Source organism: Aeromonas sp. AE23HZ002T15 (genome assembly GCF_054165525.2).
This window is the reverse complement of the sequence record NZ_CM201342.1, coordinates 2,680,001-2,705,544: the sequence shown is the minus strand read 5'-3', so window position 1 is coordinate 2,705,544 and position 25,544 is coordinate 2,680,001. Positions and strand designations below refer to the sequence as shown.

At 62.9% G+C, this 25,544-nt stretch carries 25 protein-coding genes and 2 rRNA genes (1 of these 27 cut by a window edge); 11 read left to right on the top strand and 16 right to left on the bottom strand.

The features are described 5' to 3' along the window. Positions 1-65: 65 nt before the first annotated feature. Complete coding sequence (gene pyrE / locus ACT5M9_RS12615) at positions 66-719, bottom strand: orotate phosphoribosyltransferase (RefSeq protein WP_457982620.1); 654 nt, start codon at positions 717-719, stop codon at positions 66-68. A 75-nt stretch (positions 720-794) separates the two neighbouring features. Next, entirely contained in the window at positions 795-1,511 is a 717-nt protein-coding gene (gene rph, locus ACT5M9_RS12610) for a ribonuclease PH (RefSeq protein ID WP_457982621.1), read from the bottom strand. 146 nt (positions 1,512-1,657) lie between these two features. Here rph and ACT5M9_RS12605 point away from each other — a divergent pair, with 146 nt between their 5' ends. Continuing rightward, entirely contained in the window at positions 1,658-2,521 is an 864-nt protein-coding gene (locus tag ACT5M9_RS12605; RefSeq protein ID WP_438551401.1) for a YicC/YloC family endoribonuclease, read from the top strand. Between the two features lie 93 nt (positions 2,522-2,614). Here the strand turns inward: ACT5M9_RS12605 and ACT5M9_RS12600 are convergent, their stop codons facing one another. The 3 genes from ACT5M9_RS12600 to waaF all read right to left on the bottom strand — a co-directional run bounded on the left by ACT5M9_RS12600 (position 2,615) and on the right by waaF (position 5,762). Continuing rightward, positions 2,615-3,157, bottom strand: coding sequence for a tetratricopeptide repeat protein (locus tag ACT5M9_RS12600; RefSeq protein ID WP_457982622.1), 543 nt, complete (start codon positions 3,155-3,157; stop codon positions 2,615-2,617). Between the two features lie 219 nt (positions 3,158-3,376). Next, entirely contained in the window at positions 3,377-4,663 is a 1,287-nt protein-coding gene (gene waaA, locus ACT5M9_RS12595; protein WP_457982624.1) for a lipid IV(A) 3-deoxy-D-manno-octulosonic acid transferase, read from the bottom strand. Between the two features lies 1 nt (position 4,664). Further along, positions 4,665-5,762 (bottom strand): lipopolysaccharide heptosyltransferase II, encoded by a 1,098-nt coding sequence (waaF, locus tag ACT5M9_RS12590; protein WP_457982625.1) that lies wholly within the window; start codon positions 5,760-5,762, stop codon positions 4,665-4,667. A 226-nt stretch (positions 5,763-5,988) separates the two neighbouring features. Here waaF and ACT5M9_RS12585 point away from each other — a divergent pair, with 226 nt between their 5' ends. Beyond that, on the top strand, positions 5,989-6,777 hold the full coding sequence (locus tag ACT5M9_RS12585) for a glycosyltransferase family 2 protein (RefSeq protein ID WP_457982627.1): 789 nt from the start codon (positions 5,989-5,991) through the stop codon (positions 6,775-6,777). A 91-nt stretch (positions 6,778-6,868) separates the two neighbouring features. Here ACT5M9_RS12585 and ACT5M9_RS12580 read toward each other — a convergent pair whose 3' ends face one another. After that, entirely contained in the window at positions 6,869-7,915 is a 1,047-nt protein-coding gene (locus ACT5M9_RS12580; RefSeq protein WP_457982628.1) for a glycosyltransferase family 9 protein, read from the bottom strand. A gap of 233 nt (positions 7,916-8,148) precedes the next feature. Between ACT5M9_RS12580 and coaD the strand changes: the two genes are divergently transcribed. Beyond that, complete coding sequence (gene coaD, locus ACT5M9_RS12575) at positions 8,149-8,631, top strand: pantetheine-phosphate adenylyltransferase (protein WP_457982630.1); 483 nt, start codon at positions 8,149-8,151, stop codon at positions 8,629-8,631. 37 nt (positions 8,632-8,668) lie between these two features. Here the strand turns inward: coaD and ACT5M9_RS12570 are convergent, their stop codons facing one another. From ACT5M9_RS12570 to radC, 6 genes are all read right to left on the bottom strand, one after another. Further along, positions 8,669-9,604 carry a VirK/YbjX family protein gene (locus tag ACT5M9_RS12570; RefSeq protein ID WP_457982632.1) on the bottom strand — a complete coding sequence of 312 codons (936 nt, stop codon included), beginning with the start codon at positions 9,602-9,604 and terminating at the stop codon, positions 8,669-8,671. Between the two features lie 113 nt (positions 9,605-9,717). Continuing rightward, positions 9,718-10,530 carry a bifunctional DNA-formamidopyrimidine glycosylase/DNA-(apurinic or apyrimidinic site) lyase gene (mutM, locus tag ACT5M9_RS12565; protein ID WP_457982634.1) on the bottom strand — a complete coding sequence of 271 codons (813 nt, stop codon included), beginning with the start codon at positions 10,528-10,530 and terminating at the stop codon, positions 9,718-9,720. 25 nt (positions 10,531-10,555) lie between these two features. Then, positions 10,556-11,011 carry a hypothetical protein gene (locus ACT5M9_RS12560; RefSeq protein ID WP_457982636.1) on the bottom strand — a complete coding sequence of 152 codons (456 nt, stop codon included), beginning with the start codon at positions 11,009-11,011 and terminating at the stop codon, positions 10,556-10,558. A gap of 89 nt (positions 11,012-11,100) precedes the next feature. Next, entirely contained in the window at positions 11,101-11,268 is a 168-nt protein-coding gene (gene rpmG / locus ACT5M9_RS12555; protein WP_005323752.1) for a 50S ribosomal protein L33, read from the bottom strand. An 11-nt stretch (positions 11,269-11,279) separates the two neighbouring features. After that, entirely contained in the window at positions 11,280-11,516 is a 237-nt protein-coding gene (gene rpmB, locus ACT5M9_RS12550) for a 50S ribosomal protein L28 (RefSeq protein ID WP_005307492.1), read from the bottom strand. A 137-nt stretch (positions 11,517-11,653) separates the two neighbouring features. After that, positions 11,654-12,328: a RadC family protein gene (gene radC, locus ACT5M9_RS12545; protein WP_457982638.1), complete on the bottom strand. Its 675-nt coding sequence runs from the start codon at positions 12,326-12,328 to the stop codon at positions 11,654-11,656. A gap of 142 nt (positions 12,329-12,470) precedes the next feature. Here radC and coaBC point away from each other — a divergent pair, with 142 nt between their 5' ends. From coaBC to ACT5M9_RS12525, 4 genes are all read left to right on the top strand, one after another. Continuing rightward, entirely contained in the window at positions 12,471-13,673 is a 1,203-nt protein-coding gene (gene coaBC, locus ACT5M9_RS12540) for a bifunctional phosphopantothenoylcysteine decarboxylase/phosphopantothenate--cysteine ligase CoaBC (protein ID WP_457982640.1), read from the top strand. 143 nt (positions 13,674-13,816) lie between these two features. Further along, positions 13,817-14,275, top strand: coding sequence for a dUTP diphosphatase (gene dut, locus ACT5M9_RS12535; protein ID WP_349920331.1), 459 nt, complete (start codon positions 13,817-13,819; stop codon positions 14,273-14,275). A gap of 71 nt (positions 14,276-14,346) precedes the next feature. Then, positions 14,347-14,943 (top strand): nucleoid occlusion factor SlmA, encoded by a 597-nt coding sequence (slmA, locus tag ACT5M9_RS12530; RefSeq protein ID WP_005323760.1) that lies wholly within the window; start codon positions 14,347-14,349, stop codon positions 14,941-14,943. 243 nt (positions 14,944-15,186) lie between these two features. Then, complete coding sequence (locus ACT5M9_RS12525) at positions 15,187-16,023, top strand: mechanosensitive ion channel domain-containing protein (protein WP_438551389.1); 837 nt, start codon at positions 15,187-15,189, stop codon at positions 16,021-16,023. A gap of 125 nt (positions 16,024-16,148) precedes the next feature. Here ACT5M9_RS12525 and ACT5M9_RS12520 read toward each other — a convergent pair whose 3' ends face one another. Then, positions 16,149-16,337 carry a holin gene (locus tag ACT5M9_RS12520; RefSeq protein ID WP_457982642.1) on the bottom strand — a complete coding sequence of 63 codons (189 nt, stop codon included), beginning with the start codon at positions 16,335-16,337 and terminating at the stop codon, positions 16,149-16,151. A gap of 420 nt (positions 16,338-16,757) precedes the next feature. Here ACT5M9_RS12520 and pgi point away from each other — a divergent pair, with 420 nt between their 5' ends. Further along, a complete protein-coding gene (pgi, locus tag ACT5M9_RS12515) occupies positions 16,758-18,407 on the top strand; it encodes a glucose-6-phosphate isomerase (protein WP_457982643.1) in 1,650 nt (549 codons plus the stop codon). Positions 18,408-18,584: 177 nt separating this feature from the next. On the opposite strand, the gene ilvC is transcribed toward pgi, so the two are convergent. Beyond that, the gene (gene ilvC, locus ACT5M9_RS12510; protein ID WP_457982645.1) at positions 18,585-20,066 is read right to left on the bottom strand and encodes a ketol-acid reductoisomerase; all 1,482 of its coding nucleotides are present in this window, start codon (positions 20,064-20,066) and stop codon (positions 18,585-18,587) included. Positions 20,067-20,252: 186 nt separating this feature from the next. Here ilvC and ilvY point away from each other — a divergent pair, with 186 nt between their 5' ends. The 3 genes from ilvY (at position 20,253) to ACT5M9_RS12495 (ending at position 24,127) form a co-directional block, all read left to right on the top strand. Next, positions 20,253-21,140, top strand: coding sequence for an HTH-type transcriptional activator IlvY (gene ilvY / locus ACT5M9_RS12505; protein ID WP_100861439.1), 888 nt, complete (start codon positions 20,253-20,255; stop codon positions 21,138-21,140). 124 nt (positions 21,141-21,264) lie between these two features. Further along, positions 21,265-21,453 (top strand): hypothetical protein, encoded by a 189-nt coding sequence (locus ACT5M9_RS12500; protein ID WP_457982647.1) that lies wholly within the window; start codon positions 21,265-21,267, stop codon positions 21,451-21,453. Between the two features lie 91 nt (positions 21,454-21,544). After that, complete coding sequence (locus ACT5M9_RS12495) at positions 21,545-24,127, top strand: bifunctional acetate--CoA ligase family protein/GNAT family N-acetyltransferase (protein WP_457982649.1); 2,583 nt, start codon at positions 21,545-21,547, stop codon at positions 24,125-24,127. Positions 24,128-24,220: 93 nt separating this feature from the next. Here ACT5M9_RS12495 and rrf read toward each other — a convergent pair. Further along, positions 24,221-24,335 (bottom strand): 5S ribosomal RNA (gene rrf / locus ACT5M9_RS12490). 122 nt (positions 24,336-24,457) lie between these two features. Next, positions 24,458-25,544, bottom strand: a 23S ribosomal RNA gene (locus ACT5M9_RS12485) (it continues 1,802 nt past the right edge of the window).

The window sequence follows — 25,544 nt, the reverse complement described above, 5'->3', positions numbered from 1 at the left end:
GGCGCCGTATTTTCGTTCCTGTCTGCCCATGCCGATCTTCGCTGAACCAGGCAGAAAGCTGGGCATCAGATACCGTACTGGGCGCGATAGGCTTTCATGGCGGCCAGTTGCGCCGCCAGATCCGGCTGCTCGGCCTGCTTCTCTTCCAGATACTGGATCAGGTCGCTCATCTGGATGATGGCGATGATATGGGCACCGTAGTCGCGCTCCACCTCCTGAATGGCGGAGAGCTCCCCCTTGCCCTTCTCCTGGCGATCCAGGGCGATCAGCACCCCGGCCAGGGAGGCGCCGTTGGCCTGGATCAGATCCATGGACTCGCGGATGGCGGTGCCGGCGGTGATGACGTCGTCCACCAGCATGATGCGTCCCTTGAGAGGGCTGCCAACCAGGTTGCCGCCCTCGCCATGATCCTTGGCCTCCTTGCGGTTGAAGCACCAGGGCACGTCCACGTCGTGCTGCTCCACCAGCTGCACCGCGGTGGCGGAGGCGATGGGGATCCCCTTGTAGGCCGGGCCAAACAGCACGTCGAATGCTATGCCGGCATCCATCAGGGCGGCGGCATAGAAGCGGCCGAGGCGGGCCAGATCGCGACCGCTGTTGAACAGGCCGGCGTTGAAGAAGTAGGGGCTCTTGCGGCCGGATTTCAGGGTGAACTCACCGAATTTGAGGACCTGTTTCTCCAGGGCGAACTCGATAAATTGACGCTGGTAGGCTTTCATTCTGGCTCCTTGCTTGGCTTGTCTTTCACTTGTGTGGGGATATAAAAAAACGCGGTCAATGCCGCGTTTTCAAAATCAGGAGAGCGACTGCTTCTGCAGCGCTATGATGTCGGCGATACCATCCTTGGCGAGGGCCAGCATGGCCAGCAGCTCCTCGTGGGTGAAGGGCTCGGCCTCGGCGGTGCCCTGCACCTCGATGATGCGACCGTCCTCGGTCATCACCACGTTCATGTCGGTCTCGGCGGCAGAGTCTTCGATGTACTCCAGATCGCAGATGGCTTCCCCTTCGAACATGCCGACGGAGACGGCGGCGATCATCTGCTTGAGCGGGCTCTGCTTGAGCAAGCCCTTCTCCACCATCCAGTTCAGCGCATCCACCAGGGCCACGCAGGCGCCGGTGATGGCGGCGGTGCGGGTGCCACCGTCGGCCTGCAGCACGTCGCAATCCACTGTGATGGAGTGCTCACCCAGAGCGGTCAGGTCCACGGCGGCGCGCAGGGAGCGGGCGATCAGGCGGGAGATCTCCAGGGTGCGGCCACTCTGCTTGCCGGCGGCCGCCTCGCGGTTCATGCGCGAATGGGTGGAGCGCGGCAGCATGCCGTACTCGGCGGTGACCCAGCCCTGACCCTTGCCCTTCAGGAAACGCGGCACGCTGGTGTCGACGCTGGCGGTGCACAGCACCCGGGTGTTGCCGAATTCCACCAGTACTGAGCCTTCGGCATGCTTGGTGAAGTGGCGGGTGATGGTAACCGGGCGCACTTGCGCGGCACTGCGATCGCTGGGACGTGGCATGGAATGGACCTCTGGGCTGGCTGAATTGGCGCAGGAGTATAAGTGATCCCAGCCCAAATATCAGCCGCTAAAACCGAGGCTGCGGCTGACGGGGGGAGCCCGGCTGGGTATACTGGCCCCACACTTCATCAAGCCCGGAACAATCAATGATTCACAGCATGACCGCCTACGCCCGCAAGGAACTCAAGGGCGATTGGGGCACAGCCGTTTGGGAAATTCGTTCGGTCAACCAGCGCTATCTGGAGACCTACATCCGGCTGCCGGAGCAGCTGCGCAGCCTGGAGCCGGTCCTGCGTGAGCGTTTCCGTGCCAAGCTGCAGCGCGGCAAGGTGGAGTGCAACCTGCGTTTCGAGGCCGCCCAGGCCGCCGCCAGCCAGCTGCACATCAATGAAGAGCTGGCCAAGCTCATCATCGACAGCGCTAGCTGGGTGATGAAAGAGGCCGGTCAGGGTCAACTCAACCCGGTGGACGTGCTGCGCTGGCCCGGCGTCATGGCCGCCGCCGAGCAGGACATGGACCTGGTCGCCACCGAGCTGATGAGCGGCTTCGACCTGACCCTCGACGACTTCCTCGCCTCCCGCGCCAGCGAAGGGGCCAACCTCAAGGCCCTGATCGAGCAGCGCCTCGACGGTATCCAGGTGGAAGTGAAGAAGGTACGCGTGCACCTCCCCCAGATCATCGAGTGGCAGCGCCAGAAGCTCACCGACCGCCTGGCCGAGGCCAAGGTGGAGCTGGATCCCGCCCGCATCGAGCAGGAGATCGTGCTGCTGGCCCAGAAGATCGACGTGGCCGAAGAGCTGGATCGCCTGGAGATGCACATCGGTGAGACCATCAAGATCATGAAGAAGGGGGGCGCCTGCGGCCGCCGTCTCGACTTCATGATGCAGGAGTTCAACCGCGAATCGAACACGCTCGGCTCCAAGTCCATCAACGCCGAGGTGACCCAGTCCGCCGTCGAGCTGAAGGTCCTCATCGAGCAGATGCGCGAGCAGATCCAGAACATAGAGTGATCGAAATCTGCTGCTGAGCCATTGAAAAAGCCCTTGTTAACAAGGGCTTTTTTGTCTGTCTTGAACGGGCGGCTTGTCGGCCGCGATATGAGCTCAGCCGCCGAGCAGGAAGCCGGACTTCTCTTTCGCGGGTTGAGGTGCGGCCTTCAGCGCCGCAGCCAGATCCTGCGCCTCCTCGCACTGGCCGCACAGCCCCTGCAGGATCTGCAGCTGCTGCCGGGCCTTCTCGCGCTCGCCGTTTTGCAGATAAGCCTCTCCCAGGTATTCGTGGGCCCCACGGTGTTTCGGGTCTATTGCCAGCGCCTTGTCGTAATAGGGGAAGGCCTGCGCCAGCCGACCCGACTTGCGGGCCACATAGCCGGACCAGTTCCAGACGTCGGCCGAGTTCGCTGCATCCTGGCGCAGATCCCGCAGCAGTGCCTCGGCCTGCTGCCACTGCTGCGCCTTCACCAGCTGCTCGACCCGCTGCAGTTTCTGCTGGGCCATGGAGACGCTGCCACCCCCGCCGCTGCTCGATCCGCCACCACTGCTGCCTCCTCCACTTCCACCACCGCTGCTACCGCCGCCCCCCGCCGCCAGTGCCAGCCCGCTCATGAGACAGAGGGCAACCGCCAACACTCGTTTCCTGGCTTTCATGGCTCGCCTCCCAAGGTTTGATATCAGGATCCCACCTACTAGGTTAGACCCCTCTTCGGTCCGAATAGGCGACGGCCATCCACGGAGCGACGGCATATGGGCGACTCGAATCAGGGGGCCACGATAGACATCGAGATGCCGGCAGACCGGGAAATGCGGTGAGGAACGAGGGAATGGCGGGAGGGTGTTCGGGGCCGGCCAAGCGGCCGACCCTGCATGTCAGTCGTTTTCCAGGCTGGCGAGGCAGTGAGACAGGGTGCGGGCCAGGGCCCCCTGATTGCGCAGCACCACGGCGCGGGCCTGTTCCCCCATCTCGCGCCTGGCACCCTCGTCCGCCAGCAGGGTGCTGACCCGGTCACCGAGCTCGGCGCCATCCGCCACCAGGGCGGCGCCCCCCTGATCCACCAGCTGGCGGGTGATGTCACTGAAGTTGAAGTAGGCAGGGCCGGTCAGGCAGGGCTTGCCGAGCGCCGCCGGCTCCAGCAGGTTGTGGCCGCCGATGGGCACCAGGCTGCCACCGACAAACGCCAAGTCCGCCGCCGCCAGCATCAGCGGCAGCTCCCCCATGGTGTCGCCGAGGTAGACGCCATCGGTCGGCTTGAGCGACTCTCCCTGCTGGCGGGTGCGCCGCACGCAGCCATAGGGGGCGCACAGCTCGGCTACCCGATCGAACCGCTCCGGGTGACGTGGTACCAGGATGAGCAAGGCCTGTGGATGATCCCGCTGCACCCGCGCGAAGGCCGCCAGTACCTGCTCATCCTCCCCCTGATGAGTGCTGGCGGCGATCCAGACCGGCCGCTCCTGCCCGAGCTGCTGACGCAGGACGCGACCCCGGGCACTCACCTCGTCACCCAGCTGGATGTCGAACTTGATGGAGCCGGTCACCACCAGCCGCTCGCGGCCGATGCCGAGACGATAGAAGCGGTCCCCGTCGTCCTGATGCTGGCAGAGCAGGTGGCTCAGGGGCCGGCTCAGGGCGTCGAAGGCCCCCTGGAAGCGGGCGTAGCGCTGGCAGGAGCGCTCCGAGAGACGCGCGTTGAGTATGGTCACCGGCAGGTGGCGCGCCTCACAGGCCGCCAGCCAGTTTGGCCACAGCTCGGTTTCCACCACCCAGAGGGCGCGGGGTTTGAAGGTGTTGAGAAAGCCCGCCACCGCCCAGGGGTAGTCGAGGGGGGCGTAGCGATGCACCACCAGATCCCCGAGCTTCTCGGCCTGCTCGGCCCCGGTGCGGGTGGTGGTGGTGAGCAGTATGGGGAGATCCGGTCGCTCCGCCTTGAGGGCGCGGATGAAGGGGGTGATGGCGAGGGTTTCCCCCACGCTCACCGCATGGATCCAGAGCGGCGCGGCCTGCTGCTCAGTCAGGCGGGCGCTGGCCGGGAAGCGGCCAAGGTGCTCGGCCCAGCGCGCACCGAAGCCCGGTTTGCCCTTCTTCGGCCGATAGAGGGCCAGCAGCGCCAGGGGCAGGCCCAGGTGGATCAGCAGGTTGTAGAGCAGCCGATAGACCATGTTAGGTCGCTCCGGGCTTGGTGGCAGGCCCATCCACCGGCTGCAGTGCAATGGTCAGATCCGCAGCTCCCCCCTGCTCCAGCCGCTTGCCCGCCGCGATGACCTGCTCCGGCATCAGCTCGATCAGGCACTTGAGATGGCCGAACTTGCAGGTGCGCTTGAAGCAGGGGCGGCACTCTATGTCGGTGTGCACGATTTCCACCCTGTCCGCCAGGGGCGGGGTGTAGAGGGGCGAGGTGGAGCCGTAGACGCCGATCAGCGGCCGATTGAGGGCGGCGGCGACGTGCATCAGGCCGGAGTCATTGGCGATGACCCGACCGGCCAGCGCCATCAGGTCGATCGCCTCGTGCAGGCTGGTTTTGCCCGCCAGCACGTGGCAGCTGGGGCGCGACAGGGGATTGATGCGATCGCGGATGGTGTTGGCCACCTCCACGTCCTTGCCGGAGCCGAAGATCCACACCTGCCAGCCCTCGTCCAGGTGCTTCTGGGCCACCACGGCGTAATGCCCCTCTGGCCAGCGCTTGGCCGGGCCGAACTCGGCCCCCGGGCAGAGCACCAGCACGGGGCGGGCGCGATCCAGCCCGAGCCGCTCCAGCGCCTTGTCCTGATTGATGAGATCCACGTGCAGTGAGGGATGGGGGATGCTCGGGATGTCGGCCCGGCTCTTCATCTGCGCCTTGGGGTAGGCCAGGGCCAGGTAGCCCTCCACCATCAGCGGGAAGGCCTTCTTGTTGCTGCGCAGATCGTTGAGCAGGCCAAAGCGGTGCTCCCCCTTCCAGCCGGTGCGCACCGGGATATTGGCGAACCAGGGGATCAGCGCCGACTTCATGGAGTTGGGCTGGATGATGGCCTGATCGTAGCCCTCGGCCGCCAGCTGCTTGCCGAGCCGACGACGGGCCCCCAGCTTGAAGTCACCGTGGCCAAGGGGCATGGGGATGGCCTTGTCCACCTCGGGCATCCGCTCCAGCAGGGCCACGCACCAGGCCGGCGCCATCACATGCAGCTCGCAGTCCGGGTGGTTGCTCTTGAGGGCCTTGTAGAGGCTCTGGGACATCACCATGTCGCCGACCCAGGAGGGGCCGATCACCAATATCTTCATCTCACACATCTCTCGGGTCAGGCCCGGCGGTTAATCGTTACTGGTCGAGATTATGCCCCAAGAATGGCCGGAGAAATAACAGAAGATCCCTCTCCCCCTCGCAAACAAGGCCCCCCAGGAGCGAATTGCACAGCCCTCTCCCGCTGCCCCGGCCGCGGTTTTAGGCTAGAATGGGCCCCAATTTGACCGTGGCCCGCCAGCCGGGCGCCAACGAGAGCCCATACCCGTGAACAAACCGACCCTGGCGGCCGTCCTGATCGTCAAGAATGAAGCCGACAACCTGCGCGCCTGCCTCGCCTCCCTCGGGGATCTGGTGGATGAGATCGTCATCCTCGACTCCGGCAGCCAGGATGAGACCCCCACCATCGCCGCCGAATACGGCGCCCGCTTCTTCGTCAACGCCAACTGGCCGGGTTTCGGTCGCCAGCGCCGCCTCGCCCAGTCTCACGTGCAATCCGACTGGGTGCTGTGGCTGGATGCGGACGAGCGCCTCAGCCCCGAGCTCAAGGCCGCCATCACCGCCGTCATGGCCAACCCGGCCGAGGAGACCATCTACTCCATCCCGCGCCTCTCCTGGGTGTTCGGTCGCTTCATCCGCCACAGCGGCTGGTATCCGGACCGGGTGCTGCGGCTCTATCCCAAGGCGCTCACCAGCTACAACGAGGCCCTGGTACACGAGAAGGTGGAGGTACGCGCCAACATGAAGATCGTCAACCTGCACGGCGACCTGCTGCACTTCACCTACCGGGATCTGGAGCACTACCTGGTGAAGTCTGCCGGCTATGCCAGGGCCTGGGCCGATCAGCGCACCGCCCGCGGCAAGGAGGGCTCTCTCGGCCAGGGGCTGGTGCACGCGCTCGGCTGCTTCCTCAAGATGTACCTGCTCAAAGCGGGCTTCCTCGACGGCAAGCAGGGGCTGCTGCTGGCCATCCTCTCCGCCCACTCCACCTTCGTGAAGTACGCAGACCTCTGGATCCGCCAGCAACCCCAGGCACCGAAGCAGGCGGACAAGTAAGCCGCTACACAGGCGGCGCGACGGGCAAGCAACCGCACGCCACGCTGCCAAACCTAAAAAAAACAGGGCCCATGACGGGCCCTGTTTGCATTCATCCGTTTTTTGTCTGCCAGAAGGGGGGAGCCCAGCGGGCGATCGCCGCCGCCATGGTCTTGGGATCGAGCTGGCTCATGTCCTCCGGGTGATCGCTGTCCTCCGGCGGGCTGAACGCCAGGTGGCGGCCCTCGCTATTGAGAGGGCGCCAGCGCAGCGGAGTGGCGGAGCGGTGACCCGGGAAGAAGCCGATGGTCGGCACATCCAGGGCCGCGGCGATGTGCAGCGGCCCGGTACTGCCCGCCACGAACAGGGCCGCATTGGCCATCACCTGGCAGAACTTCGGCAGCCCCTCGTCGGAGCGGTAGATCCAGCCGTTGCCGCCGTGGGCCAGCAGCTCCGCCGCCAGCTGCTCGGCCTTGCCCTCCTCCCCCGGCCCCGCCGTCAGCACGCACTGCAGCTCGGGACAGGCCTGGTTGAGCTTGATGATGAGGCGGGCGTATTGCGGGATGGAGAGGTTGTTGGCCGAACCGCCGCTGCCCGCGTGCACCATCAGCCAGGGACGGCTGGCATCCAGCTTCAACCGGGTGGCGACCTGCTCGCGCACCTGCTGCAGGCAGGCGGCATCGAAGCTGAGGTAGGGGGCGCTGGGCTCCACCGCGCTCAGCTGCTGGTCGGCGAGGAAGCGGCGGATGAGATCCAGGTTGTATTCGTACTCCGGCTTCTGGGAGCGGGAGCGGCGCTGGACCAGGCGCTGGTTGTAGAGCACCTGGGCCAGCTTGGTGGCGGGTGCCAGCCGGTAGGGGATGTGCGCCTTCCACACCAGTTTGGCGTTGCGGGTGTTGGAGAAGAGGCAGATGGCGGCATCGAAGGCGGCCGCCTTGATGCGGGCCAACAGGGCACGCTGTTGCTCCTTGTCGGCCCGGGCACCCGGATCCAGGATCACCTCGTCAATCCAGGGGCAGAGGCGGGCAAGGGGCGCCGTGTAGGCGGGCACCAGGGCAGTCACATGACAATCCATGGAGCCCTTGAGCATGGCGAAACTCGGCCAGGCCAGCATGAAGTCACCAATCTTGTCATTGCGTACTACCAGAATGCGTTTCATAAAAAATCCCTTTGCCTCCTGTCACCAATGCAGGATGGCTTGCTGCGCGGTGCCGGTATTCTTGCCTGATGGCGGGCTATTCTCAAGCGATGCGGCTCTCTGAGGCCAATTTGGGCGGCCAAAGGGGCCATCACACGGCAGATCCCGCACAAAACTCCGGCCATCCCAGTCGCGGCGACCCCGCAACTGCCCCTATAATGCGACCAAATTTCCCGGCTGCAGGAATCAGCGCCATGACCAACAAGGTAATTTATCCAGGCACCTTCGATCCCATAACCAACGGCCACACCGATCTGATCGAGCGGGCCGCCAGGCTGTTTGACGAGGTCGTGGTCGGGGTCGCCAACAGCCCGAGCAAGCGCCCCCTGTTCGATCTGGCGGAGCGCGTCCTGCTTGCCCAGCAGGTGACGGCACACCTGCCCAATGTCAAGGTGGTGGGCTTCTCCGGCCTGCTGGTGGATTTCGCCAGGACTCACCAGGCCAACGTGCTGATCCGGGGGCTGCGCGCCGTCTCGGACTTCGAGTACGAATTCCAGCTCGCCAACATGAACCGCCACCTGATGCCGGAGCTGGAGAGCGTCTTCCTCACCCCGTCGGCGGAGAACTCCTTCATCTCCTCCACCCTGGTGAAGGAGGTCGCCCTGCACGGCGGCGACATCCACCAGTTTGTCGCCCCCCTGGTGGCCAAGGCCATAGGCGCCAAACTCGGCAAATGAAACAGGGAGGCTCGCCTCCCTGTTTGATCTTCTCCACTCAGTCGCGGGCAAGGGCCTGCTGGCAAGCCAGCGCCAGCTCATCCAGCCACTGGTAGCGACGCCGGTACATGGCTCGCTTCTTGGTGGCCACCTCTTCCAGCGGCGTGCGCCCCGCCGGTTGCAGCCGCACGAAGTTCTCGTCCTGATCGACGGCGCCAAACTCCTGCCACAACTCGTCATAGTCGGCCTGCAGGCAGGCCTTCTTGCGCTTGCTGTAGCGCCTGGCCTGATAGATGTGCGCCTTCATCCGCACCGCCGTGACCCGGCTCGCCCCCATGGCCTGCCCCAGCGCCAGCACCATGATCACCACCAGCGACTTGGGCCTCAGGCCATGGCCGGCCTTGGTCAGCGCCCGCACCTGCTCCTGGGGCTGATGGACACAGGGCTCGGGCCCCTGCACCGAGCCAATCACCACAGCCAGCTCGGCATCGCTGCCGGCCAGGGAAAAGGCGCAGCTATAGAGCCGCTCACCCCGTTCGTTGACGATGGAGAGGGCCAGCTCGGCCTCCCGGCGAAAGGTGCCGTCATGGCGCAGCACTATGCGGTAGTCGTGCTGGGGGAAGCGCCCCAGCTCGATCCCCGCCCCCAGATAGAGTTGCTCGATGAGCGCCGGGTAGCGAGCCAGCAGCAGGCGATAGTGGGTCTCCACCATCTCGGTGCGCTGATTGACGGTGGAACAGGCGAAGCGATAGGGGCGCATCGGCTTGTCGAGCAGCTCGGGGTAGTGAGCGGGCAGCGCCCTCAGCGGCTCGGTCAGGAACAGCTCGTACACCCGGCTCAGCTGGGTGCGATAGAGCAGGCTGCGCAGCACGAACTTGGCGCGATTGAAGGTCTTGCGGGCGCTCTCCTCGGGGTAGAGGTAGCGGGCCATTTTTTGGGCACAAAAGTGCCCCTGCCGGGACAAATGATCCCAGTCTATTGATTTTGTTGTCATTTTTTATCTCGTCTTGCCTGAACGGACGAGATACTAGAAATGAGCGGTCAAATTCTCAACAGACTGGCAATACTCTCTTACAACATCGCCGTTTTAGCGAAAAATAGTGCCCATCACCGCTGGCAATGTGAACAAAATACGGTCGTTCGCTGTCCAAGACGGATTTCGCTCAGCAGGGTGTGGCAGTGGAAGCAAGGCTGGCCACCACGGCCATAGACCTGCAACTGCTGCACAAAGTAACCCGGCTTGCCGTCGGCGCTGGTGAAATCCTTAAGAGTGGTCCCCCCTTGCACGATGGCGGCCGCCAGCACCCGCTTGATCTCGGCCACCAGGGTCCCCAGCCGCTCCGCACTGATGTTGCCCGCCGCCCGCTTGGGGTGGATGCCGGCGGCATAGAGCGCCTCGTTGGCGTAGATGTTGCCGACCCCTACCACCACATGGTTGTCCATCAGGAAGGTCTTGATGGGAGTGCTGCGCCCCTTGGCCCGTTCCCGCAGATAGTCGGCGCTGAACGCATCGGTGAGGGGTTCGGGGCCGAGCTTGGCCAGCAGGGCGTGCGCCTCCGCCGACTCGCGGGTCCACAGCAGGGCACCGAAGCGGCGCGGGTCGTTGAGCCGCAACAGCTTGCCGTTGGCCAGCTCGATATCCACGTGGTCGTGCTTCTCGGCCGGGGTGCCGATGTCCAGCACCCGCAGGCTGCCGGACATGCCCAGGTGCAGGATGGCGGTGCCAAAATCGGTCTCCAGCAGCAGGTACTTGGCGCGGCGGCTGACCCTGTGGATGGTGAGATCCACCAGCTCCTGGATCTCCCCGGGCACCGGCCAGCGCAGGCGACCGTCCCGCACCACCACCCGGGTGACCTTGATGCCGGTGAGCCAGGGAGAGATGCCCTGGCGGCTGACTTCGACTTCCGGTAATTCAGGCATAAGTGACTCTCGCGCTAACAGTGGATCAGGGGGTGGGCCGCAGCAGGTTGCGGTACTGCTCCGGGCTCAGTTCGAGCCAGGTCGAGGGGGGCAGCAGGGCGGCAAACTTGCCGTCGTCCTGATAGAGCCCCACCTCGATGGGATCGCTCTGACCGGCGACCCAGATCTTGAGGCTGACGGGGTTGCCGCGCACCGGCTGGCCGGGAGGCAGCAACCAGCCCTGCCAGGCCTCGATATGGGCGGCCAGCTGATCGCTGCCAAGCCCGAGATCCGGCCCGCTGCGCCAGCCCTGACCGATGCGCTCTATCTGCCAGCTCGGCCCCTGCCAGGTCAACACCACGGCGGCCTCCGGCAGCAGGGGGCGTGACCGCTTGGCGCTGTTCTCCTGCTGGGCCTGATCCAGCCGATGCAGCAGGGTAATCACGATCAGCACCGCCACTATGATCACGTTATTCCAGCCTTTGCGGCTCAATTTGAACATGGCAACTCTCCCTTTGAAGCGGCAGTGTACTGAATTGCGGCCATAAAAAAACCCGGCACAAGGCCGGGTTTTTAAGCAAATTCAAGTAATTACTTGATTTTGCCTTCTTTGTAGATCACATGCTGACGAATAACGGGATCAAATTTCTTGATCTCCATTTTTTCGGGCATGGTGCGCTTGTTCTTGGTAGTGGTATAGAAGTGACCAGTACCGGCGCTGGAGTTCAGGCGAATCTTATCGCGAATACCTTTAGCCATGATCTAATTCCTTATACCTTAACGCCGCTGGCACGCAGTTCAGCCAGAACCACTTCAACGCCGCGCTTGTCGATGATACGCATGCCTTTTGCGGATACGCGCAGGCTCACGAAGCGTTTTTCACTCTCAACCCAGAAACGGTGAGTGTGCAGGTTCGGCAGGAAACGACGCTTGGTAGCGTTGTTAGCGTGCGAACGGTTGTTACCAACTGCCGGGCGCTTGCCGGTTACTTGGCATACTCTAGACATGTCAGTCTCTCCAAATCTTACTTCATTGCTCGAGCAAATATCTGCCCCGCTGGCCTTCGATTGCGGGGCAAACAGAAGGCGGCATTTTATACAGCATCCGTGATCAAAGATCAACTAATACAGTGCCAGAGCCCAGTTTATAGCCAACCACGCTCTGCAAAAGAAACCGTGATGCCGTCACCGATCACCAAGTGATCCAGCACTCTGATATCGACCAGGGCCAGTGCGGCCAGGATACGATCCGTGATCTGGCGGTCGGCCCGGCTGGGCTCGGCCACGCCGGACGGGTGATTATGCGCCAGAATCACGGCGGCTGCATTATGTTTGAGCGCGATCTGCACGATTTCTCTGGGCCAGACGCTCGCCGCGTCCAGGGTACCGTAAAAAAGTTCGACGAATTGAATGACTCTGTGCTGGTTATCCAGCAGCAGCAGGGCAAAGACCTCCCGCGGCCGATCCCGCAGCTGGGCTTGCAGATAGTCCCGGGTCAGCCGGGGCGAGGTGAGGGCCTCCCCCCGTTGCAACTGCTCCGCCAGATGGCGTTTGCCCATCTCCAGCACCGCCTGCAGCTGGGCATACTTGGCAGGCCCCAGCCCATATGCCTCGCAGAAGACCCGCTGCTCGGCGCCGAGCAGCGCCCGCAGCGAGCCGAACTGCTGCAGCAACTGGCGGGAGAGATCCACCGCACTCAGGCCGTTGACCCCGGTGCGCAGGAAGATCGCCAGCAACTCCGCATCGGACAACATCCCGGCTCCCCGCCGCAGCAGCTTCTCTCTGGGGCGCTCGTCCTCGGGCCACTCCTTGATGCTCATTTGTCTCTCCCGACAGGCTGTTGAGGAAAAACATAGCAAAAAAACGCGGAAGCCCGAGCACAACTCCCCCATGTCAGCCTCTGTCGTCATCCCCAGCCTGTGGTATCTTAGCCGACCAGTTGAACCGCAAGAGATGGTGCAGATGAGATTGGCCGATAAACGCATCCTGTTGGGTGTCAGTGGTGGCATCGCCGCCTACAAGAGTGCCGAGCTGGTACGCCGCCTGAAGGATCAGGGGGCCGAGGTGCGGGTGGTCATGACCCGCTCCGCCAAGGAGTTCATCACCCCGCTGACCCTGCAGGCCGTCTCCGGTCATCCGGTCGCCGACAGCCTGCTGGATCCGGCCGCCGAGGCGGGCATGGGCCATATCGAGCTGGCCAAATGGGCCGATCTGGTGCTGATCGCCCCCGCCAGCGCCAACCTGATGGCCCGCATGGCCGCCGGCATGGCGGACGAGCTGCTGACCACCCTCTGTCTGGCCACCCCGGCAACCGTGGCGCTGGCCCCCGCCATGAACCAGCAGATGTATCGCAACGCCGCCACCCAGGTCAATCTGGAAACCTTGGCCGGCCGCGGCATCCTGCTGTGGGGGCCGGATTCCGGCAGCCAGGCCTGCGGCGACGTGGGTCCGGGCAGGATGCTGGATCCCCTCGAGCTGGTGGAGCGCTGCTGCCAGCAGCTCGCCGCCGAGCCCCTGCTGGCCGGCGTCCGTCTGCTGCTCACCGCCGGCCCGACCCGCGAGGCGCTGGATCCGGTGCGCTACATCAGCAACCACAGCTCCGGCAAGATGGGCTACGCCATCGCCCGCGCCGCCCGTGAGGCAGGCGCCGAGGTGACCCTGGTGAGTGGCCCAGTCGCTCTGGCCACGCCGAGCGGGGTGGAGCGAGTCGATGTGGAGAGCGCCGAGCAGATGCATCAGGCGGTCATGAGCCGGGTGGCTGAGTGCGATCTCTTCATCGGCTGCGCCGCTGTGGCGGATTACCGCCCCGAACGGGTAGCCGAGCAGAAGATCAAGAAGACGGGTGACAACGACCGGATGACGCTGACCCTGGTCAAGAACCCGGACATCATCGCCGCCGTCGGGGCGCTGGCAGACAAGCCCTTCACCGTCGGATTTGCCGCCGAAACCGTGGATGTGGAACAATACGCCCTCGACAAACTTCGACGCAAACGGCTGGACATGATCGCCGCCAACGACGTGTCCCGCGCGGGCCAGGGCTTCAATGCCGATGACAACGCCCTGACAGTGTTCTGGCAAGAGGGTCAAGCCCCGCTGCCCCTTGCCGATAAGCTGACGCTGGCCCGTCATCTCATCGCCTTGATCGCGCGCCACTATCGCTCCTGAGCAGCGGCGCCAAGCGATCCGATCGCCCTTCGCGATCCCGACAAACCGATTAAGCGAGAGCTGGCGCAGCCTGCACCAGCTCTCGCAGCAAAATTCACTGTTCCATTCGATCGCCACAGTGCGATCTCATTGAAAAGCGATTCATGAATACACAAATTGAACTGAAAATCCTGGATGCCCGCATCGGCACCGACTTCCCGCTGCCAGCCTACGCCACCCCGGGATCCGCCGGCATGGATCTGCGCGCCCTGCTGGATGCCCCCCTGACCCTGGCACCGGGTGACACCACCTTGGTACCGACCGGCCTGGCCATCCACATCCAGGATCCCGGCCTGTGCGCCACCATACTGCCCCGCTCCGGTCTGGGTCATAAGCACGGCATCGTGCTCGGCAATCTGGTGGGTCTCATCGACTCCGACTACCAGGGGCAGCTGATGGTCTCGGTATGGAACCGCGGCAACGACAGCTTCACCATGCAGCCCGGCGAGCGCATCGCCCAGCTGGTGATCCTGCCGGTGGTACAGGCCAGCTTCCAGCTGGTCGACGAGTTCAATCAGAGTGAACGGGGTGAAGGCGGGTTTGGTTCTTCTGGTCGCCAATAACAAGACCACACCTGCCCTAGTGGCCGGTGCCTAATAACGGAATCAAGCCATTGTTTTTTTTAGGGGAATCCATGGCAAGCAGTAACCAGAAACAGAGTCGACGCGATCAGATCCTGCAGGCACTCGCCCACATGCTGGAAACCAGCCCGGGCCAGCGCATCACCACCGCCCGCCTCGCGGCCGAGGTGGGCGTCTCCGAGGCGGCGCTCTATCGGCACTTTCCCAGCAAGGCGCGGATGTTTGAGGGGCTGATCGACTTTATCGAGGATTCCCTGCTGTCACGGGTCAACCTGATCATGGCCGAAGAGAAGGACACCATGGCCCGCTGCCACCACATCCTGCAGCTGCTGCTGGTGTTTGCCGAGCGCAATCCCGGCATCACTCGCATCCTCAACGGCGACGCTCTGCTGGGTGAACACGACCGGCTGCGGGATCGCATCAGCGCCCTGTTCGACAAGCTGGAGACCCAGCTCAAGCAGGCGCTGCGGGAGAAGCGGTTGCGGGAGGGTCAGGGCTTCCAGCTCGACGAAACCATGCTGGCCAACCTGTTGCTGGCCTACGCCGAAGGCCGCATCAGCCAGTTCGTCCGCTCCGAGTTCAAGCTCAAGCCCACCGCCGGCTTCGAGGATCAGTGGCAGTTTATGCGCAGCCAGCTGCTGCAAAGCTGAGTCAGAGGGGCGGAGCGACCACGGCAACCGTTCAGTCCCATCACGAGGTTTGAGGATCGGTGGCCGTCGATGGCAGCTACTTGCTGCCAGGCTGAGCCATACTGGTGGGTGCGAAGCGGGAGGCCTTGGCCTCCCTTGTTTTTTGTGGCAAAAAAGAACGGGTGAGCACCAGATGCGACCCAAGCTGTCGCGTTCCAGTGTTAGATTCACGCGCCATAAACCTTTACACCAACAGGAAATCCTATGGAACCCGAGATCATCACAGAAGCGCAGACCTGGCTGGTCAACAACCAGGGACTGATCATTGAGTACGCGGTCAACATCGCCGCCGCCCTGCTCACCCTGCTGGTCGGTTACATCGCCGCCAATATCATCAGCGGTGGTGTCACCAAGGTGATGCACACCCGTAAGCTGGACACCACTGTCACCCACTTCGTCGGCAGCATCCTCAAGTACACCATCCTGGTGTTCGTGGTGATCGCGGCCCTGGGCCGGGTCGGGGTGCAGACCGCCTCCTTCGTCGCCATCATAGGTGCCGCCGGTCTGGCCATCGGTCTGGCGCTGCAGGGGTCCCTCTCCAACTTCGCCGCCGGTTTCCTGCTGATCATCTTCCGTCCCATCAAGGCCGGTGAATTCATCGAGGTGGCCGGGACCAACGGTGTGGTGCAGGCCGTGCAGCTGTTCACCACCACCCTCACCTCCGCCGACAACAAGATGGTGGTGGTACCGAACTCCGCCATCCTCAACGGCACCATAGTCAACTATTCCCGCATGGACACCCGTCGCGTCGACATGACCTTCGGCATCGGCTATGGCTCGGATCTGCGCAAGGCCAAACAGATCCTGGAACGCTTGGTGAATGAAGAGGCCCGCATCCTGAAGGATCCGGCCGTCACCATCGCCGTCGCCGCCCTGGCGGACTCCTCGGTCAATATAGTCGTGCGTCCCTGGGTCAAGACCGCCGATTACTGGGGCGTCTGGTTCGACTTCCACGAGAAGGTGAAGTTGGCGTTCGATGCCGAAGGCGTCGAGATCCCCTTCCCCCAGATGGTCATGCACATGCAAAAGCCCCAGGCTTGATAGCAGATCTGATGACGACAATGCCAGCCTTCGGGCTGGCATTGTCGTTTCTGGCGTTCGGCCACAAAACCGGCCACTCGGCCGGCATCGGATTCAGCTCGGATCAGCCAGCGGCCGGGCCGCATTCAGGCCAGCCGGCGCGCCACCCGGTTGAGCAGCGGCTGCACCAGCACATAACCCCCCAACACGGCCCCCATCACCGCCAGCACCCGCATCTCCAGGGTCGGGGCAGCCGTAGTCAATGCCAGGGTCAGCAGGCCGATGAGGCCGGTGGCGATCAGGCTCAGGGCAAACAGGGACAATACGCGTTTCATGTCGATCTCCTCGTTCCAACAACAGTGGCCATCCCTGGGAGAATCGTCCATCCGGGCGAATAGTAACCGGCTCCGGACGGAGCAAGTTTGCGTTTGCGCATAAAACAGGCGAAAAGATGTCTTGCCGGGAGTGCTTTAGGGTGACGGGAGCCAACCTTCCCCAGCCCAGAACTGAAAGCCTTTTCGCCACCTCCAAGACGGGTGAAGCATGCGCAAACGCAAGATCCCGGCGGCTTTGCTGACTCATAATCACCGCGTTTTGGTTGTAAACTCCCTCGATGACAGACAATTGGTAATGCTCTGTTACACGAGCCGCACAACGGGCTCGGTATAATGGACCCGGTATAGTGCTCGAATAATAAGGTTTGGCGGGAGCCTTGCCTGCAGGGTTAAAACACAACGTGGAAGATCGATAATCCTATGAAAAACATCAATCCAACCCAGACCCAGGCCTGGCAGGCGCTGGAAACCCACTTCGCGGCGCACAAAGAGACGCGTCTCAAGGATCTGTTCGCACAGGATCCCCAGCGCTTCGACAAGTTCTCCCTCACCTTCGGTGGCGACATCCTGGTCGACTACTCCAAGAACCTGATCACCGAAGAGACACTCGGTCTGCTGATCGATCTGGCCAAGGAGACCGATCTGCGCGGCGCCATCGACGCCATGTTCAACGGCGACAAGATCAACATGACCGAAGGGCGTGCCGTACTGCACACCGCCCTGCGCAACCGCTCCGATCGCCCTGTCCTGGTGGATGGCAAGGACGTGATGCCGGACGTGAACGCCGTGCTGACCAAGATGAAGGGCTTCTGCGAGAAGGTGATCGGTGGCGAGTGGAAGGGCTACACCGGCAAACCGATCCAGCACATTGTCAACATCGGCATCGGCGGCTCGGATCTCGGCCCCGTGATGATCACCGAGGCACTGCGCCCCTACAAGAATCACTTGGAGATGCACTTCGTCTCCAACGTCGACGGCACCCACATCGCCGAGACGCTCAAGAAGATTGATCCGGAAACCACATTGTTCCTGGTGGCCTCCAAGACCTTCACCACCCAGGAGACCATGACCAACGCCCTGACCGCCCGCGACTGGTTCATCCAGATCGCCGGTGACAAGGCCCACGTCGCCAAGCACTTCGCGGCGCTCTCCACCAACGGCAAGGCCGTGGCCGAGTTCGGCATCGACACCGCGAACATGTTCGAGTTCTGGGACTGGGTCGGTGGTCGCTACTCCTCCTGGTCCGCCATCGGCATGCCCATCGCGCTGTCCCTCGGCTTCGAGCACTTCGAGGCCCTGCTGCAAGGCGCCTTCGAGATGGACATGCACTTCGCCACTGCCGCCTTCGAGCAGAACGTGCCTGTGCTGCTGGCACTCATTGGCCTCTGGTACAACAACTTCCACGGTGCCGAGTCCGAAGCCATCCTGCCGTACGACCAGTACATGCACCGCTTCCCTGCCTACTTCCAGCAGGGCAACATGGAGTCCAACGGCAAGTTCACCGATCGCAACGGCAACAAGGTCGACTACCAGACCGGCCCCATCATCTGGGGTGAGCCGGGCACCAACGGCCAGCACGCCTTCTACCAGCTGATCCACCAGGGCACCAAGCTGATCCCCTGCGACTTCCTGGCGCCGGCCATCAGCCACAACCCCATCGGCGACCATCATCCGAAACTGCTGGCGAACTTCTTCGCCCAGACCGAGGCCCTGGCCTTCGGCAAGAGCAAGGAGCAGGTCGAGGCCGAGTTCCTGGCCGCCGGCAAGACGCTGGAGCAGGTTAAAGATCTGGTGCCGTTCAAGGTGTTCGAAGGCAACCGCCCGACAAACAGCATCTTGTTCAAGAGCCTGACCCCCAAGACGCTGGGTGCCCTGATCGCCATGTACGAGCACAAGATCTTCGTGCAGGGCGCCATCCTGAACATCTTCAGCTTCGATCAGTGGGGCGTGGAGCTGGGCAAACAGCTGGCCAACAAGATACTGCCGGAGCTGACCACAGACGCGGCCGTCACCAGCCACGACGGCTCCACCAATGGCCTCATCAACACCTGGAAGGCCTGGAAAGCCTGAGTTTTCCAACCTTCCTGAATGCAAAAGCCCCGCTCATTGAGCGGGGCTTTTTATTGCCGGTCACGATGCCTTCGGTCAATCTGACGGCTTGCACGATTCGGACATCCGGCCAGGTGTCTAAGCCAGCCGGCAACGGGGATCGTCATCCCCGCCCCTCCTCATGCTGTCCATCAAGGCTTAACCACCGACGGCGATACGTTTCATGTCCTTCATGTAGCCGCGCAGGGTATGGCCGATCGCTTCGATCGGGTGGCTACGGGTCGCCTCGTTGGCGGCCAGCAGGGCCAGGTTGTCCACCGCCTTCGGCTCGGCACGGGCACTGCCCAGATCGCCAGCCTGCAGGGTCGGCATAAAGTGCTCGCGCAAGAGCGGTACGGCGGCGTTGGCGAACAGGTAGTTACCGTATTCGGCAGTGTCGGAGATCACCACGTTCATCTCGTACAGGCGCTTGCGGGCGACGGTATTGGCGATGAGCGGCAGCTCGTGCAGGGATTCGTAGTAGGCGGACTCCTCATAGATGCCGGAGGCCACCATGGTCTCGAACGCCAGCTCCACACCCGCCTTGACCATGGCCACCATGACCACGCCATTGTCGAAATACTCCTGCTCGGCAATCTTGCCAGCGTAGACCGGGGCATTCTCGAAGGCAGACTTGCCGGTCTCTTCGCGCCAGCCGAACAGCTTGGCGTCGTCTTCGGCCCAGTCGGCCATCATGCCGCGGGAGAACTCGCCGGCGATGATGTCGTCCATGTGCTTCTCGAACAGCGGGCGCATCAGGGTACGCAGTTGCTCGGACAGCTCGAAGGCGCGCAGCTTAGCCGGGTTGGAGAGGCGGTCCATCATCAGGCTGATGCCACCCTGTTTCAGGGCTTCGGTAATGGTCTCCCAGCCGAACTGGATCAGCTTGCCGGCGTAGGCCGGGTCTGTACCCTCGGCGACCAGCTTGTCGTAGCACAGCAGGGAACCGGCCTGCAGCATGCCGCACAGGATGGTTTGCTCGCCCATCAGGTCGGATTTCACTTCCGCCACGAAGGAGGACTCCAGCACCCCGGCACGGTCGCCACCGGTGGCGGAGGCCCAGGCCTTGGCTATGGCCATGCCCTCGCCCTGGGGATCGTTCTCCGGGTGCACCGCGATCAGGGTCGGTACGCCAAAGCCACGCTTGTACTCTTCACGCACCTCGGTACCCGGGCACTTGGGCGCCACCATGACGACTGTGATGTCGGAGCGGATCTGCTGACCTTCCTCGACCACGTTGAAGCCGTGGGAGTAGCCCAGGGCCGCGCCCTGCTTCATCAGCGGCATGACGGTCTTGACGACGTCGGAGTGCTGCTTGTCCGGGGTCAGGTTCAGCACCAGATCGGCGGCGGGGATCAGCTCCTCATAGGTGCCGACCACGAAGCCGTTGTCGGTGGCCTTCTGCCAGGAGGCGCGCTTCTCGGTGATGGCGGCCTTGCGCAGGGCGTAGGAGATATCCAGCCCGGAGTCGCGCATGTTCAGACCCTGGTTCAGACCCTGGGCGCCACAACCCACAATCACCACCTTCTTGCCCTTGAGCGCCGCACAACCGTCAGCGAACTCTTCGCGCTGCATGAAACGACACTTGCCCAGCTGGGCCAACTGCTGACGCAGGTTCAGGGTGTTGAAATAATTAGCCATGGTGATTGCTCCGTTCGATTGATTCCATGCCGGATGACGGCGTTGTCGAAACCACTATAGCGCGGGACACTTATTGCCTGAACTGATATATTCGAAACAGTATGTTGCAAGAATTGAAAGATTATTCTGTGCAATCCCACCGATTTTTCCCTCCACGTCGGCAGCCACTACCGCAGGAATTGAAAGATGGATCTTCGCAATCTCGAGCTGTTTCTCCACCTCGCCGACTCCCTCCACTTCGGCAAGAGCGCCGATGCCATGGCGGTCAGCCCCTCCACCCTGAGCCGCGCCATCCAGCGGCTGGAGCAGGAGACCGGCTGCGTGCTGTTCGAGCGGGACAACCGCAGCGTGCGGCTCACCCCCGCCGGCGAGAAGCTGCGGGAGTTCGGCGGCAGCCTGTTGCAGGAGTGGCGACGACTCAAGCAGGAGCTCAGACGCAGCGACGAGCCGCTGCAGGGGCGGCTGCGGGTGTTCTGCTCGGTCACCGCCAGCTACTTTCTGCTGCCGGAAGTGCTGGAGCGCTTTCGTCGCCGCTATCCCCAGCTCGAAATAAAACTCGAGACCGGCGATCCTGCCCTGGCGGTGGACAAGATCCTGGCGGACGAGGCGGATCTAGCCATCGCCGCGCGCCCCGATGCGCTCTCCGCCAAGCTGGAATTCGCCAGCCTGCAGCAGGTGCCCCTGGTGTTTATCGCCCCCAGGAGCACGCCTCCCGCCCACTGGTACCACAATGGCGCGCCGGACTGGGAGCGGATGCCCCTCATCCTCTCCGAGCAGGGACTGGCGCGAAAGCGCTGCGATCAGTGGCTGCGCAACAAGGGAATCGCCCCCAACATCTACGCCGAGGTCGCCGGCAACGAGGGTATCGTCGCCATGGTGGCGCTCGGCTTCGGGGTGGGCCTGGTGCCGGCGGCGGTGATCGATCACAGCCCCATGGGGGACAAGGTACGCATCGTCGAGCCCAAACCGGCGCTCAAGCCGTTCGACGTGGGCATCGCCGTGCTCAAGAAGCGGCTGGAGGAGCCGCTGATCCGCGCCTTCTGGGACACGGCCCGTGGCCAGGGAGTGCGCTGACCACGCGTCAAACTCCATTCAGGAAGACCTCATCGACGGCCAGCGCCAGTGTCAAATGTGTCAGTAGGAAAGCAGGAGAGAAGGGGAGAGACTGCGAGACCAGCCTGCGAAGAAGGAGCGCGCCATGCAACATCTAGTCGAGATCAAGGGTTCCCACCTGTTTGAAGAGTACCTCCACAGCCTGGGGGTACGCCGCTGCAGGCTGGATCAGGAGCAGGAGATCTATCTGCAGGAACATCATCTGGCGGCGGTGCGCCGTATTCAGGGCGAGCTCAGATTCTACCTGCGCGCCAATGCCCTGGCCGGCCGCTGATCCGCAATGGGTCACAGAACAAACCCACAAAGCGTATTAGACTGGCACCATCCGTCACCCTCACCTCCGGGGGTCGCCATGAGGAGTGCCCATGAAACCAAGCGGCCTTGATCGGCTCTTCAAACCCCAATCAATTGCTGTCATCGGTGCCTCGAGCGACCCGCAGAAGGCGGGTCAGGTGGTGATAAGACACCTGCTCGCGGGCCAGTTCAAGGGCCCCATACTGCCGGTCAGCCCCCACAGCCGGGCCGTTGCCGGTGTGCTCGCCTATCCCGACATCCCGAGCCTGCCGCTGGCCCCGGATCTCGCCATCGTCTGCACCAAACGCGAGCGGGTGTTGCCCATCATAGAGGCGCTCGGCAAGAAGGGCACCGGCGCCGCCATCATCTTGGCAGCCCAGTTCTCGGCCGAAGATCGCCTGCGGCTCAAGGCCCTCTGTCGGCAATACGGCATCCGGCTGCTCGGCCCCAACAGCATGGGCATGTTGCTGCCCGGCCAGGGCATCAACGCCAGCTTCTCTCCCATCGCCGCCACCCCTGGGCAGGTGGCCTTTTTGTCCCAATCCGCGGCGGTCAGCACCACCATTCTCGACTGGGCCAAGCAGCGTGATCTCGGCTTCTCGGCCTTCGTGTCCCTCGGTGATCACTGCGACATCGACTTTGGCCAGCTGCTGGATCAGCTCTCTCGCGACGGCACCACCCGCGCCATCCTGATCTACATGGACAAGCTGCACGATGCCCGCCACTTCCTCTCGGCGGCGCGCGCCGCCTCCCGCAACAAGCCGATCCTGGTGCTCAAGAGCGGTCGCCACGATCCGGCCAACGGCCTCGACAACGTCTACGACGCGGCCATCCGCCGGGCCGGCATGCTGCGGGTGCGGGACACCCACGAACTGTTCGCCACCGTCGAGACCCTGAGCCACTCCCTGACCCTCAAGGGGGAGCGGCTCGCCATCCTCTCCAACGGTCGCGGCCTCGCCAACATGGCCGCCGACGTGCTGCTGGAGCGCGGTGGCAAGCTGGCCATGGCACCGCTCGACATCGGCAGTGACGCCGACATAGAGGCATATCGCGGCGCCCTGGACGAGCTGCTGCAAGGGGACAAGGCCGATGCCATATTGCTGATCCACGCCCCCTCGCTCACCGCCCGCGGCGCTACCCTGGCCGACAACCTGATCGCCTTCATCAAGCAGCATCCCAGGGCCAGGCGCTTCAACATCCTCACCAACTGGGCGGGGGAGTACTCGGCCCAGGAGGGACGCCGCCTGTTCAACGAGGCGGGGATCCCGACTTATCGCACCCCGGAGAGTGCCGTCGCCGCCTTCATGCACATGGTGGAATATCGCCGCAACCAGAAACAGCTGATGGAGACGCCGGCCTCCCTGCAGGGGGGAAGGCTCGAAGTCGAACGTTGCCAGCAGCTGATCCGCCAGGCACAGGAGCGCAAGCAGCGGGTACTCGATACCCACCTGGCCCAGCCCATCATGCAGGCCGCCGGCCTCGCCACCCTGCCGACCTGGATCGTCTCGGATGCCATCGAGGCAGCCCTGACCGCAGATCAGATAGGCTACCCGGTGGCGGTGAAACTGCGCTCGCCCGATATTGCCCACAAGTCGGAGGTGCACGGCGTCATGTTGAACTTACGCACCTCCGCCGAGGTGGCTCAGGCGGCGGATGCCATCCTGGACAGAGTGCGTCAGCACGATCCGGGCGCGCGCATCGAAGGCCTGCTGGTGCAGCGCATGGCGCGCCGCAGCGGCGGCCTGGAGCTGCGCATTCGTCTGCAGCAGGATCCTGTGTTCGGCCCCGTCATCCTGCTCGGAGAGTCCGGCGCCGAGCCGCACCAGATGGTCGCGGCCCTACCGCCGCTGAACCAGGCGCTGGCTCGCTACCAGATCATCGGCGCCCTCAAGAGCGGCAAGATCCGCGAGCAAGCCAGTCCGGTGCGACTCGACATGGATGCTCTCGGTCAGGTGTTGTGCCAGCTGTCTGAGCTGTTGCTCGCTTTCCCCGAAATGCAGGAGCTGGATCTGCATCCGCTGCAGGCCAGCGGCGAGGAGATGGTGATCCTGGATGCCAGGCTGGTGCTGATGGAGAAGGGCCAGCAAGCACTGCCGCTCGCCATCCGCCCCTATCCCACCGAACTGGAAGAGGGCGCCTGGCTCAAGGATCAGAGCCATGTCCTGCTGCGCCCGATCCGGCCGGAAGACGAGCCTGCCCACAAGGCATTTGTGCTCCAGGTCTCCGATGAAGACAGATACAAGCGCTTCTTCGCCGATGTGGGGGAGCTGGGCCATGAAGAGCTGGCCCGCATGACCCAGATCGACTACGACCGGGAGATGGCCTTCGTCGCCGTGGGCCAGGATGGTGCCTTCAATCAGCAGATCCTGGGGGTGGTGCGGGCCATCTCCACGCCGGATCTCGCCGATGCGGAATTTGCCATCCTGGTGCGATCCGACCTGAAGGGAATGGGACTCGGCAAGTTGATGATGGAGAAGATCGCCCGTTACGCCCGCGAGCGCGGCATAGGCCAGCTCTCCGGCATGACCATGCCGAGCAATCGCGGCATGATCAACCTGGCCAAGCGGCTGGGCTTCCAGATCGATATCCAGCTGGAAGACGGGGTAGTGAATATGCTGCTGCCCTGCGGGGAGCAGAGTCGGCATGATCGGTGAAATGGCGAGAAGGCAGGGGTTTATAGCGTAAAAATGATGAAAATCAGCCAATAAAAAACCCCGCTCGAGTGAGCGGGGTTCTTCGTGTTGGGTGCCTGGCAGTGTCCTACTCTCGCATGGCGAATGCCACACTACCATCGGCGCTACCGCGTTTCACTTCTGAGTTCGGCATGGGATCAGGTGGTTCCACGGCGCTATGGCCGCCAGGCAAATTCTTAATCCAGAAAGCTGACGTGAATAACGATGTTGCTCGTGGCTTGTCGTTATCACTGAATTTTTGAGTAGTTCTTGGGGTTTGTTACAAGTCTCAGAACACTTCTTGGGTGTTGTATGGTTAAGCCTCACGGGTAATTAGTATGGGTTAGCTCAACACGTCGCCGCGCTTACACACCCCACCTATCAACGTTGTGGTCTCCAACGGCCCTTTAGGACCCTCAAGGGGTCAGGGATGACTCATCTCAGGGCTCGCTTCCCGCTTAGATGCTTTCAGCGGTTATCGATTCCGAACTTAGCTACCGGGCAGTGCCACTGGCGTGACAACCCGAACACCAGAGGTTCGTTCACTCCGGTCCTCTCGTACTAGGAGCAACTCCCTTCAATCATCCAACGCCCACGGCAGATAGGGACCGAACTGTCTCACGACGTTCTGAACCCAGCTCGCGTACCACTTTAAATGGCGAACAGCCATACCCTTGGGACCGACTTCAGCCCCAGGATGTGATGAGCCGACATCGAGGTGCCAAACACCGCCGTCGATATGAACTCTTGGGCGGTATCAGCCTGTTATCCCCGGAGTACCTTTTATCCGTTGAGCGATGGCCCTTCCATTCAGAACCACCGGATCACTATGACCTACTTTCGTACCTGCTCGACCTGTCCGTCTCGCAGTTAAGCTGGCTTATGCCATTGCACTAACCTCCTGATGTCCGACCAGGATTAGCCAACCTTCGTGCTCCTCCGTTACTCTTTGGGAGGAGACCGCCCCAGTCAAACTACCCACCAGGCACTGTCCGCGAGCCCGATTCAGGGCCCTGCGTTAGAACATCAAACATACAAGGGTGGTATTTCAAGGACGGCTCCACGACAACTGGCGTCATCGCTTCAAAGCCTCCCACCTATCCTACACATGTAGGTTCAATGTTCAGTGCCAAGCTGTAGTAAAGGTTCACGGGGTCTTTCCGTCTAGCCGCGGGTACACCGCATCTTCACGGCGAATTCGATTTCACTGAGTCTCGGGTGGAGACAGCATGGCCATGGTTACACCATTCGTGCAGGTCGGAACTTACCCGACAAGGAATTTCGCTACCTTAGGACCGTTATAGTTACGGCCGCCGTTTACCGGGGCTTCGATCAAGAGCTTCGCTTGCGCTAACCCCATCAATTAACCTTCCGGCACCGGGCAGGTGTCACACCCTAT